The organism is Microbacterium sp. MMO-56 (assembly GCF_037146215.1).
Taxonomy (GTDB): domain Bacteria; phylum Actinomycetota; class Actinomycetes; order Actinomycetales; family Microbacteriaceae; genus Microbacterium.
The window spans coordinates 22,161-33,203 of sequence record NZ_JBBCVW010000024.1; the positions used below are offsets into that span (position 1 = coordinate 22,161).

Below are 11,043 nucleotides of genomic sequence, written 5' to 3' on the forward strand. Positions count from 1 at the left end.
GAGCCTGGGTGGTATGACCACACCATATGTTGTGCTAGGCGCGGGAATCGACACCAGATATGGTGTGTCGGGCCGGGAAAACTCGCCGACGCGCTGTGTGACGCGCGGATGGCCGGTCTGAGCAGGATGTGACAGGCTGAAACGGTGACGATCGAGCCCCCTGCACCCGGAGAGCCGCGCCGCCCGCACGGCCCGCGCGACCCCGGGGATGCCTGGGTGGTCGCCGACGACGGCACCCGCTACTGGGGCCGGTTCGGCGCCGCGGGTCTGCTCGCCGTCGACCCCGAGCGCGGCGTGCTGCTGCAGCACCGGGTGTCGTGGAGCCACTTCGGCGACACGTGGGGGCTGCCCGGTGGCGCCCGCCACGCGGACGAGTCGGCGTGCGCGGCGGCGCTCCGGGAGTCCGCGGAGGAGGCCGGGGTGCCCGCCGAGGCCGTGCGCCCGCGCCTGATCAGCGTGCTCGACGTCGACATCTGGACCTACTCGACCGTCGTCGCTGACGTCGTGACCCCGTTCGAGCCCGTCATCAGCGACCCCGAGAGCCGCGAGCTCACGTGGGTGCCGGTGGATGCCGTCGACGACTACCCGCTCCACCCCGGTTTCGCGTCCTCCTGGCCGGCGCTGCGGGCGCTCCTGACCGTGCGCCCGGCCGTCGTCGTGGATGCGGGGAACGTCGTCGGGTCGGTGCCCGACGGATGGTGGCGCGACCGCGTCGGGGCCACGGGACGGCTGCTCGATCGGCTCGGGGCCCTCGCTGCGGACGGTGTGAGCGCGGAGCGCCTGGGACTGCCGGCGGACGTGTGGTTCCCCGAGTGGCGCGTCGTCGTCGAGGGCCAGGCGCGCGGTGTCACGGATCCGGCGGTCCCGGCGGGGTCTTCCGGGGCGTCCGGCATCGCGGTCGTGCGGGCCGAAGGCTCGGGGGACGATGCGATCGTCGCGGAGACGGCGCGACTCGTCGAGGCCGGGCGCACGGTGACGGTCGTCACGAGCGACCGCGGGCTGCGTGAGCGTGTGGAGGCGCTCGGCGCCGTGTGCCACGGTCCGTCGTGGCTCGCGGGCGAGTGACCGGCGGGTGACCGGGGCTTCTGCTGTGCCCGGGGACGAGGGCGCTCCGGAGGGCGAGGCTGTCGGCGCGCGCGGGGTCGTGGCTGCGCGCGCGACTCGGCGACGTCGGTGGGTAGCCGCGGCGCTCGCCGGCGTGGTCGTCGCCGTCGGGCTTGCCGTGCACGTCGGGGCGCCGTCGTCGGCGGCATCCGACATCGCGGGCGATGCCCTGTATGCCGTGATGGCGTATCTGCTGGTGGTGTTCGTCGCGCCGCGGGCACCGTCCTGGGCGGCGGCGCTCGTGGCGATCGCGTGGTGCACCGCCGTGGAGCTGCTGCAGCTCACCGACCTGCCCGCACAGTGGGGCGCGGCGTTCCCGCCTGCACGGCTCGTGTTCGGGTCGGCGTTCGACGCGCGGGACCTGGTGGTCTACAGCGTCGCGGTCGTCGCCGCTGCGGGCGTGGATGCCGCGGCGCGGCTCGTCAGTCGTCGAACCCGTCGGGGCTGACCCCGTCGCGGCCGCGGAGGCGGTCGATGTCGCGGCGTTCGCGCTTGGTGGGGCGTCCGGCGCCGCGGTCGCGGACGGCGAGCTGGGCGACCGGTTCTCGCGGGGGCGTGCGGTCATCCGCGGCGAGGGCGGCGAGCGGTGCGCCGACGCGCTTGCTGAGAAGTTGGCGGACGATGAGGATGCGGTCGAAGCCCGCGATGCGGACGCGGATCTCGTCACCGATACGCACGGGCTGGGCCGCCTTGGCCTTCTCGCCGCCGACGCGGATGTGCCCGGCGCGGCAGGCGGTCGTGGCGGCGGAGCGGGTCTTGTAGACGCGCACCGCCCACAGCCAGGCGTCGAGGCGGACCGATTCGCTCACCCTCCGATTCTGCCCGGAGCCGAGGCGGTCAGGGTGAGAGACACGAGCGGGCGGGCCGTTGCGGGGCGGGCGACCTCGGTGAAGCCGGCGTCGAGAAAGCTCGACAGGGCGCCGTGGAAGAGCTCGTTCGACGAGGTCTTCTTCACGGTCGTGTCGATCGGGTAGCCCTCGACGACGCGCGCGCCGTGCCTCCGGGCGTGATCGACCGCGGCGGTGAGCAGGCGGTTCGCGAGGCCGTCGCCCCGGAACTCCTTCCGCACGACGAAGCACGTGATCGCCCAGACATCCGGATCGTCGAAGGGCTCGGGGGATTGCCGGTAGTTGCGGGTGAGGGCGAGTCGCGGCTGGGCGGGGCGGGGCGACACCTTCACCCATCCGGCGGCCTCGTCGTGGACGTAGGCGAGGAGCGCGGATGCGGGGGTCACCTCGAGGTCGCCGCGGAGAAGGTCGCGTCGCTCGTCGTGGGTGGTCGCCTGGAAGTCCTTGTTGCGCAGCATCCACCACTGGCACCAGCACGAGCCGCCGTCGCCGCCACCCGTCAGTGCATGCTCCACGTCGGCGAAGCGGTCGATGGATGCCTCCACGATCTCGATGTCGCTCATGGCGCGACCCTACGCGCCGCTCCCGACATCGCCGCGCGGTTCGCGCGGGCCCGGCGGACCCGTTAGGATAGGGGAGTTGTCCGCGTGCGGACGACGGACCGGGATGTGGCGCAGCTTGGTAGCGCACTTGACTGGGGGTTAAGTGGTTTCAACCTCCAGTAGCCCGAAAAAGTGAACAACGGGATGTGGCGCAGCTTGGTAGCGCACCTGACTGGGGGTCAGGGGGTCGCAGGTTCAAATCCTGTCATCCCGACAGAAAAGCCCAGGTGAGAGTAGGTTTCTCACCTGGGCTTCGTCATGTTCGGAGCGGTTTTCGTTTGGTCCCCCTCTGGTCCCCCTGGCCGGTCGAGGCGGCGCGCCGACTGCCTTCGCGATGGTTGTTCGGCCGCGGCCTGTGGATAAGGGGACCAAAAGGGGACCAGAACGGTTTCGGCGACTATCGCCCCGGCGTAGGGACCGCATCACAGGCCCCTGGACGGGGTGCTGCCGCGCCGGGCGTGCTTGCGCTGTCCGGCGGCCGAGAGGAAGGCGTTGGCCTGCTCGGCGGCGGACGCCAGGTGGCGATCGTCGGGGTGGAGGTAGCCCCGCGTGGTCTCCATCGAGGCGTGCCCGAGGATGTCTTGGAGGACGTGCAGCGGGATACCGGCATCCGCCATCCAGGTCGCCCCGGTGTGCCGGAGCCCGTGCCGGGTGAGGTTGGGCAGTCCGAGCTTGGCGACGATGCTGTCCCAGTTGGTGGCGTCGCGCACGGTCGCAGTCGTGAGGATGCCGCCCTTCGGCCCCACGAGGAGCTGGTCTTCGGGTTGCTTGTCCTTGACTAGTCGTTCCAAGACGGGGCGGAGCGGTTCGAGGATCGGCACCCGCCGTTCCTTGCGGCTCTTGGTCGGCTTGGTGACCAGGCCGCCTTTCCCGGGGAAGATCTGCCGGCGGATCACGACGAGGTTCTTCCCGAAGTCCACGTCCCCGACCTGGAGCCCGGACACCTCGGAGGAGCGTGCGGCGAGCAGGGCGGCGAGCATCACGAAGTCGCTGTAGGACTGGTGCACCGTCCCGCAGGCCCGGGCGAGCCTGTTGAGGGTCTTCATGTCCGGGATCGCGTGGGCGCGCGGTGAGGACTGCGTGGCCGACTGCCCACGGAAGGCGTTGCGGTTCAGACTCCGCTTTGCCCGGTTCTTCGCGGGGTTGATCTGGATCAGCCCGTCCCGGACCGCTTCATCGAGCACCCGCACGAGCGGCGCGATGGAGTTCTTGATAGTCGACGCCCCGTAGTGCTGTTCCCAGCCGTCGATGGTGCGGTCGATGATCCCGGCGGTGATCTGCGAGACGGGCAGATGCCCGAGGGCGGGCAGCACACGCAGCTTCAACCCGTACCAGTAGGTCTCTCCCGTGGATGTCGGGTCCAGACCTCGCGCCCACCTGTCCCCGATGGAGGTGACGTACTCCAATATGGTCATGGACACGTCCATGCCTTTCACGGAGGAGTTGCGGAGCTGGTCGAAGAAGGCGTGCGCCGCAGCCTCGTCCCGCACGATCTCGGTGCGGATCACGCGGCGCTTGGTGGTCGGGTCCGTCCAGCGGGCGCGGGCGCGGATGCCGTAGGAACGGCGCTCCATGTCGGTGGACAGCTTCACCCCGATCGGCGGTACCGGCTTGGGCTCGGCGGTCGGTAGCGGCTCAGCCCTCCGGGGCATGGTCGTGCTCCAAGCCGTCCAGCCAGCGGTCGACGGCGTCGAGCCGATACCGGGCGATCCCGCCCAGCCGCAAGAACGGCGGCCCGCTTCCTGCGGACCGCCACCGCGACAGCGTGGACTCCGACACCTTCAAGTACGCGGCTACCTCGCGGCTGTACATCAGCGGCGACACGAGCAGGCTCCCCGCGCTCTCGCTCACGGGAGTTCTCCGGTGTCCGGGTCGAGGCCGGCGTAGAACGCGTCCTCGGCGTCGCGGCGGCGCTGCACGTCGGCCAAGACGAACTCCACGAACTCAGCGTCGCGATCGACGATCGGTGTGTCCTCGATGGGATCGCCGGGCTTCTCGCCGGGCCAGACGGTCCGCCGTGTGGGGCGGTCGCGGTCGAGTCGGGTGCCGCACGCGGCGACCCAGTCGCGGAGCCGCATGCGGGCGTCGGCGAAGTCGCGATGCCAGCCCAAAGGCGCGGACCCATTCTGGTCGGGGTCGTAGGCGCAGAGCCAGTGCATATGCAGCGCTGACAGTTCCCAGACGAGTTCGGGGTGGAGATGCCAGGCCGGTGGGATCACCGAGGCCGGGAGTCCATAGGAGTGTCGGAGCCAGTCGACCCAACGGTTGAGCTCCAGCCATTCGACTTCGGCCTCCTCGGCTGTGAGCAGGTTCCAGTTGATCGGATGTGGCGGCTCCGGGATCATGGGATCGTTGAGGTCATCGTCCGGTGCATCCATCTCCGGTACCGGCGCCGACTCGCGCTCGTCGTCCATGACCGGCCTTACAGTCCCATCGCCGGGGCGGCGCTGCGCTGTGAGCTGCGGGCGGACGTGAAAGCCGAGACTTCCCGTTTCGGTGCCTCGCGTTCCGCACTGGCGCGTCGCGGCGTGCGGTCGACGTCGTAGCGGGTACGGGCGAGGTCGTGACCGATCTTCTTGGCGACGAACTCCTCGTCGTCGACGGTCTGGCCGTCTCGTTCGTAGTTGACGGGGCGGGTGTAGCCCTCGGCGACGAAGTTGTCGCCCTTCGCGAAGCGGGCGTCAGCGTGCTCGGCGGAGCGGTCGAACATGACGAGGTTGTGGAAGGTGGTCTCCAGTTGGGTGAAGGTGCCGTCTTCTTCGCGGCGGTAGTGCTCCTGTCCGAACCGGAGATACAGCCGCGGGTCGCCCTTTGCGGTCTGGGTGAGTTGCGGGTCGGACGCGACGAACCCGGAGACGGATTCCTGCGTGTGAATAGTCATGATCGTGCTTCCCTTCTGCCGCGCCGCCAGGTGCAGCCGGTGTGGCGGGAAGGTGCGCGATCGCCTCCCTGGTCAGTTCTCGGCGTGGTGCAGCTGCGCTTCGATTTCGGCGCGGTCGCTCTTGAGCCGAGCGGCGTCGGGACGGCCGGGCCAGGGGTGCAGGTCGGTGACGATGGGTGGTGCGGAACGCAGCAGGACGACGCCGGTTCCGAAAGGCAGTCGGCGGATGCGGTCGGGCGGGAAGGTCGGGACGCGGCGCACGGATCGTTGGTTGGAGCGGGTGCCGTGGTCGCCGAGTGTCACGCTGTCGGTGTATTCGTCGCGCTCGCCGATAAGTGCGGAAAGGTCTTGCAGGTCGCGGCTGTTGGATGCGCCGCCGAGGATGACCTTTACGATCGAGGCATCCCAGATCGCGTTGGCCTGGTGCTCGTTCCACTTGTCCCGTGCTTGCGCGAGCGACTGGAGAACGGGCATGGTCGTGATCCCCGATCCGCCGCCTTCCGCCATCAGGGTGGGCAGGCTGGGCAGTGGTGAGAGGTTCGCGATCTCGTCCAGTGCCAGCAGCAGGGGCGGGTCGAGACGTGCTCCGGGTGAGCGTGCGGCGAGGCGGCGGGCGGTCTCGATGAGGTCTTCCACCAGCGCAGCGACCAGTGCGGCACTGGCTCCGGCCCCGGCGCCGGTGGCCAGCAGAAACAGGGTTCCCTTGTCGCGGATGAATGCCTCTGGGGCGAAGCCTTCGCCTTCGGCGGGAGATACCGTGTCGAGGACGCGGGGGTCGGCGAGGGAGCCGAGGGCGAGGGAGACACCTTGCCAGATGGAGTCGCGGGTACGGGGATCGGAGTCGATCATCGCTTCCAGGGATTCGGCCCAGCCGGTCGCGGCCCGGGTGGAGCCGGTGAGGATCGCGACCGCATCGGCTGCGGCGGTGGGGTCGAGGGTCCATCTGAACAGTTCGGCGGGTGGCCGGTTGTCGATAGCCGCGGCGTGCAGCAACGCTTGGAGTGCGGTACGGGTCTTGCCTTCCCAGAACCCGCCGGAATCGACCCCGCCTGCGGACAGTCCGGTGCAGGCGGCGAGGCCGGCGGCGCGGATCATGGCTGTCTGCGGTGATTCGCAGCCGCGGATCGGTGACCAGCGCATCCCGGCGGGCAGTCCTTCGGCGAGGTGTTGCGGATCGAAGATCGCCACCGGTCCGACCCGCCTGCGAGCGCGCATGGTTGCGGTCAGATTGTCGGGCCGGGTGGAGGTCGCGATGACCGCGCCGGGCGCGTCGAGGATCGCGGGGATGACCAGGTGCAGGCCCTTGCCGGAGCGGGGCGGGCCGATGACCATGATGGAGTCCTCGACCGACGCCCACACGCCCACGCCCTTCGAGGCCCCGAGCCGGTAGCCGACATCTTGCGGCTTCGGATTCGCGAGACCCGGGCGGAGATTGGCGGCTCGACGGAGCAGGGCCTTCTGGGAGGCTGCGGTCGCGACGTCTTGGCGAGTCGCGATCCCGGCTATCCGCCGCGGATCGGCCTCGACCCGATGCGTGTACCTGCGGACTCTGACCCACACGAACCCCACCAGCGTGACGAGGAGGGCGAGGATGAGGCCGGTGACGATCCAGTAGACGACGACGTTCAGATGCTCGGCGTCGAGAGCTGTACCGGGGTCGCCGGGATGTGCCAGGACACCGATTCCGGATGCCGGCCCGCCGTGGGGTTGGCTGGTCCCGGTGAGCCAGGCGGTGATGGTGCCGGCGCCGCGGAGGACGAGGGCGATGCCGAAGAGCGCGACCAGCCCGATCATGGCGGCGTTGGTCAGCTCGTCTCCGAACGATCCGGTCTGCCGGCCCTCACCGTTCACGACAGTCGCCGGATCACCGTCGTGCCGGAGATGCGACCGAGCAGCAGGACCTCCACGGGGCCGTCGACGTGATCCGGGAGCGGGCCCGCGGGGTCGATAAGCGCGCGGGCAACGCCGGTGGGGGCGGCGTCGGTGTGTCCAGTGATGATCGCGACTGCGACATCCTCGCCGGGGATGAACCCCTCGCCGTCGATCTGGTCGAAGGCCGGCGTCGTGGGCGCGGGAGCGGCGTCGACGGTGGGCTCGGGCTCGGAGAGGGCCCGGCGGCGCCGGGCGGTGATGAGGTCGGTGAACACGGAGCCGTCTGCTTCGCGGACCTCGACGCGGATGGTGCGGGTGCGATCGTGGCTGGCCTGGTCGATGATCTGCGGGAACGACTCACGCCGCCAGGGCGGCGCCCATTCAGGCGGCGTGATCGGGGCCCCATCGATCGTGGCAGTCAGCGTACCGGCCTTGTGCACCGTGAGGATCAGGGTCGGGATCGCGACGGGCGGCTGGTCGAGTTCGCTTCGCTTCATGCCCGGCAGGTACGCCGCCGAGCCCAGCTTTCTAGATCATGCGGGTGGTGGTGTCGAACAGGGCGAGCTCGTCGGGATGCATCTGGTGCTGCACGACGAAAGAACGCTCCTTGATGCGCCACAGGCCCTGTCCGGTGCCGAGCCCGGGCAGGAGGCGTTGTTCGGTGCCGGTCAGACCGAGAGCGTTCGCGGTAGTGGAGAGCTGGTCAGATTCCTGCCGGTAGATCACCCGCGTTTCCGCGTTGGCGAGCAGACTGTTCGCCAGCGACCGCATGGCCGAGCCCTGATCGCCGACGTTATCCAGGTCGGAGAGCTTGTGGAAGATGAGCATGTTCGCGAGCCCGTAGTGCCTCGCGAGTCGCCACTGCGCGTCCATCCGGCGTAGGAGGGCGGGGTGGGCCATGAGTCGCCAGGCCTCGTCGTAAATCATCCAGCGCTTTCCGCCGGCGGGGTCCATGAGTGCGGCTTCCATCCACGCAGACGCGCAGGTCATCAGCACCGATAGGAGGGCGGCGTTCTCCGCGACACGGCTGAGGTCGAGACTCACCATCGGTAGCGACGGGTCGAACCGCACCGTTGAGGGTCCGTCGAACAGGCCGGCGAGGTCGCCGCCGACGAGTCTGCGCAGCGCGTGGGCGACGAGCCGGCCATCTTCGGCGAGGCGGTCGTCGGCGTCGGCGGACGGGGTGAGGAGGCGGTCCACGATCATCGGCAGGATCGGCACGTCCGCGTCCTGGACGGCGGCGGTGAGGGCGGTGTCGATCGCGGTGTGCTCCACGGGTGAGAGGTCGCGGCCGAGGACCGTTTCCGCGAGGGCACCGAGCAGTTCGCGGCGCCGCGAGGCCAGGGTGCTGGCCCATTCCTGGTTCGAGAGCCCGGAGGGGCGGTGGCCTTCATCGAGTGGGTTCAGTCGCGCGGCGAGTCCGTGCCCGAGGACGATCGCTTTCCCGCCGACTGCTTCCGCCACGGGGCTGTGCTCGCCTTTGGGGTCGCAGGGCACGTATACGCGACGCCCGAACGGCAGGGAGCGCGTGTAGAGCGACTTTGCGAGGCTCGATTTCCCGGAGCCGACGATGCCAGCCAGGATCATGTTCGGCGCGGTGATGACGCCCCGCCGATACAGTTCCCACGGGTCGTAGACGAAGCTGCCACCGGAGTACATGTCTTGTCCGACGAACACGCCCTGACTGCCCAGACCCCCTTCGGCGAGGAACGGGTACTGCGCCGCGAGCACGGCGCTGGTGTCCTGATGCCTCGGCAACCGCAGTCCCCCCGGTGAACGCAGGGCCGCCAGCCCCGCCTCGCCGGCCCTCGGAAGATACGTGACCGAGCGTCGTTCAACCCGTTCGGCCACAGCCTTGGCTTTCGCGACGTCCCGGTCGGTGCGGCGTTGCTCCGCGATCAGTCGGGCGGCGGCCTCGCGACGTTGCTTGCGGTACTTGCGGCGCTCTGAGGCTGGCTCCACCAGCACCGCGGTGTGCAGCTTCTCCCGCTCGGCGCTCATAGCGTCAGCCCTCGCGCCTGCTTGACGGCGGTGATCGCAGCTGGCTCGAACCATGACCCGTCCCGCTTCGCAGGCTGAACCGGTGCCCGCTTCGGTGCGCCCGGCGACGAGTACGACCCCAGCACCTCGGGGCCACCCATGGCCGGTGGCGCGAGCATCTCAACCTCTTCGGCCTCCGGGGCGGGCTCAGTCCGGCGGAGGAGTGAGACGTATCCCATGTGCGGATTGACAACCAGCGCGTAGTCGCCCGAGGTGATCACCTGGTCGTTGGCGCCTGCTCCGGGTTCGTCGTAGACGTACCCGTTCTCGAGCGCGGCCTGGGTGGTCTCGTCGCCATAGTCCCACTGGGCGAGGTAGTCCACCGCGTCAACGTGGCCCAGCTCGCCGAGGATGCGCAGCGGCCGTTCAGCATCCTCACCCTGCAGGAACACGACCGTGATCCACTGCTCGGCCGGGGCCGGGCGCGGGTGCCAGACAATCCGGCCCGACTCGGCGAACGCGGCGGAGAGTTGGTCGTCGGCCTGATCGATCAGCGCCGCCGCCTGCTGGAACCCGTCGGCAGCAGCGGTCGCGGCCTGCGCGCCGGATGCGCGGTCGCCGTCGTCGGCACTCACGTGGTCCCGGCGGGCGGTGTGGACGGCGGCGATCTGGCCGAGTATCTGATGCAGAGACCGGATGCCGACGGCCAGCTCGCCGATCACCTGGTAGGTGTCGGCGGGGTCGTCCCAGGTCCGGGTCGCGTGGGCCAGGCCGCGGAGAGCCTCGGAAGCTTCAGCGGCGTCGGCGAGGGGGTTCTCATAGCTGGGCATGACCGGCCTCCATGGCTCGTATCGGAAGTGCTGATCAGGTGCACGCGCCCGATTGGTGTCGGTCATGCTCCGTAGGCTTGGAGGTATGCCTTATGTCGCCACCGTGCTCCGCGTGATGATTGCCTCACCGTCCGATGTGCCTGAAGCGCGCGACGCGGTGGAGAAAGCGGTACATGGCTGGAACGACGCCAATGCAAGGACGAAGGGCGTGATCCTGCAGCCGTGGCGTTGGGAGACATCCGCGGTTCCTGTCATGGGCGCCCATCCGCAGAAGCTCATCAACGCCCAGGGCGTCGATGATTCAGACATCGTGTTCGCACTGTTCGGCGGCCGACTAGGTTCGCCAACCCCCGATGCAATCTCCGGGACCGTGGAAGAAGTGGACCGCGCCGTGGAACTGGGGCGGCCGGTGCATATGTACTTCTCGACCGCACCGCTTCCTCATGACGTTGACACCAGTCAGCTCGATGCAGTGCGCGCCTTCAAGAAGGGCATGCAGGATCGTGGCCTGCTCGGCGAGTTCAGCAACGTCGAACAGCTCAACCACGAGGTCTGGAAGGCGATTGAACACGACATCGCGGCAATGTCGCTTCAGAGCGTCACAGCGCCTCCGTCCGAGCCAGTCGGCGTCGACTTCTTTGTCCAGCCTCGGCAGGAGCGCGAGATGTCTGGTCTGAACTCCAAAGGGGCTCCTCGCTACAGCACCAAGCATTGGGCGGAGGTCACGAATACGGGAGACCGAGACGCCGAGAGCGTCACGTTCGAGAGTCCCGCGGAGAATGGCGGCATGTTCGTCGCCGGAGCCGACGAACCCACTGGGCCGCCCCCTTCATTCGGTCCGGTCGCTGTGCGAGTCGTCGGTTTCCGATTGATGGGTGCATTGCCGAGCGTAGTCGACGGGTGCGAGGTAGCCGAGCGATGAATGC

At 69.3% G+C, this 11,043-nt stretch carries 12 protein-coding genes, 1 tRNA gene and 1 pseudogene; 4 read left to right on the forward strand and 10 right to left on the reverse strand.

Annotation, left to right across the window (positions count from 1 at the left end; all coding sequences use genetic code 11):
- The first annotated feature begins 144 nt into the window (after positions 1 to 144).
- A complete protein-coding gene (locus WFI00_RS16585) occupies positions 145 to 1,065 on the forward strand; it encodes an NUDIX domain-containing protein (protein ID WP_336633411.1) in 921 nt (306 codons plus the stop codon).
- A gap of 25 nt (positions 1,066 to 1,090) precedes the next feature.
- Positions 1,091 to 1,552, forward strand: coding sequence for a ribosomal maturation YjgA family protein (locus WFI00_RS16590; RefSeq protein ID WP_336633412.1), 462 nt, complete (start codon positions 1,091 to 1,093; stop codon positions 1,550 to 1,552).
- Here the strand turns inward: WFI00_RS16590 and WFI00_RS16595 are convergent.
- Both WFI00_RS16595 and WFI00_RS16600 read right to left on the reverse strand, forming a co-directional pair.
- The gene (locus tag WFI00_RS16595) at positions 1,527 to 1,913 is read right to left on the reverse strand and encodes an RNA-binding S4 domain-containing protein (RefSeq protein WP_336633413.1); all 387 of its coding nucleotides are present in this window, start codon (positions 1,911 to 1,913) and stop codon (positions 1,527 to 1,529) included. The two genes, WFI00_RS16590 and WFI00_RS16595, sit on opposite strands and share 26 nt — an antisense overlap.
- A complete protein-coding gene (locus WFI00_RS16600; RefSeq protein ID WP_336633414.1) occupies positions 1,910 to 2,515 on the reverse strand; it encodes a GNAT family N-acetyltransferase in 606 nt (201 codons plus the stop codon). The genes WFI00_RS16595 and WFI00_RS16600 overlap by 4 nt, the downstream gene beginning before the upstream one ends.
- A gap of 179 nt (positions 2,516 to 2,694) precedes the next feature.
- On the opposite strand from WFI00_RS16600, the gene WFI00_RS16605 reads away from it, so the two are divergent.
- Positions 2,695 to 2,768, forward strand: a tRNA-Pro gene (locus WFI00_RS16605).
- A gap of 208 nt (positions 2,769 to 2,976) precedes the next feature.
- On the opposite strand, the gene WFI00_RS16610 is transcribed toward WFI00_RS16605, so the two are convergent.
- From WFI00_RS16610 to WFI00_RS16645, 8 genes are all read right to left on the reverse strand, one after another.
- Positions 2,977 to 4,206 (reverse strand): tyrosine-type recombinase/integrase, encoded by a 1,230-nt coding sequence (locus tag WFI00_RS16610; protein ID WP_336627513.1) that lies wholly within the window; start codon positions 4,204 to 4,206, stop codon positions 2,977 to 2,979.
- Positions 4,190 to 4,405 (reverse strand): helix-turn-helix transcriptional regulator, encoded by a 216-nt coding sequence (locus WFI00_RS16615; RefSeq protein WP_336627512.1) that lies wholly within the window; start codon positions 4,403 to 4,405, stop codon positions 4,190 to 4,192. The genes WFI00_RS16610 and WFI00_RS16615 overlap by 17 nt, the downstream gene beginning before the upstream one ends.
- Positions 4,402 to 4,968: a hypothetical protein gene (locus WFI00_RS16620; RefSeq protein ID WP_442927775.1), complete on the reverse strand. Its 567-nt coding sequence runs from the start codon at positions 4,966 to 4,968 to the stop codon at positions 4,402 to 4,404. The genes WFI00_RS16615 and WFI00_RS16620 overlap by 4 nt, the downstream gene beginning before the upstream one ends.
- Before the next feature lie 8 nt (positions 4,969 to 4,976).
- A complete protein-coding gene (locus WFI00_RS16625) occupies positions 4,977 to 5,435 on the reverse strand; it encodes a single-stranded DNA-binding protein (RefSeq protein ID WP_336627511.1) in 459 nt (152 codons plus the stop codon).
- 72 nt (positions 5,436 to 5,507) lie between these two features.
- The gene (locus WFI00_RS16630) at positions 5,508 to 7,229 is read right to left on the reverse strand and encodes a TraM recognition domain-containing protein (RefSeq protein ID WP_336627536.1); all 1,722 of its coding nucleotides are present in this window, start codon (positions 7,227 to 7,229) and stop codon (positions 5,508 to 5,510) included.
- 53 nt (positions 7,230 to 7,282) lie between these two features.
- On the reverse strand, positions 7,283 to 7,804 hold the full coding sequence (locus tag WFI00_RS16635; protein ID WP_336627510.1) for a hypothetical protein: 522 nt from the start codon (positions 7,802 to 7,804) through the stop codon (positions 7,283 to 7,285).
- A gap of 31 nt (positions 7,805 to 7,835) precedes the next feature.
- The gene (locus tag WFI00_RS16640) at positions 7,836 to 9,308 is read right to left on the reverse strand and encodes a VirB4 family type IV secretion system protein (protein ID WP_336633416.1); all 1,473 of its coding nucleotides are present in this window, start codon (positions 9,306 to 9,308) and stop codon (positions 7,836 to 7,838) included.
- Positions 9,305 to 10,183, reverse strand: a complete 879-nt coding sequence (locus WFI00_RS16645) for a hypothetical protein (protein WP_336642381.1) — start codon at positions 10,181 to 10,183, stop codon at positions 9,305 to 9,307. Before WFI00_RS16645 ends, WFI00_RS16640 begins: the two co-directional genes overlap by 4 nt.
- A 49-nt stretch (positions 10,184 to 10,232) precedes the next feature.
- Here WFI00_RS16645 and WFI00_RS16650 point away from each other — a divergent pair.
- Positions 10,233 to 10,496, forward strand: a pseudogene (locus WFI00_RS16650) (DUF4062 domain-containing protein); the annotation flags it as partial.
- Positions 10,497 to 11,043 lie beyond the last annotated feature (547 nt).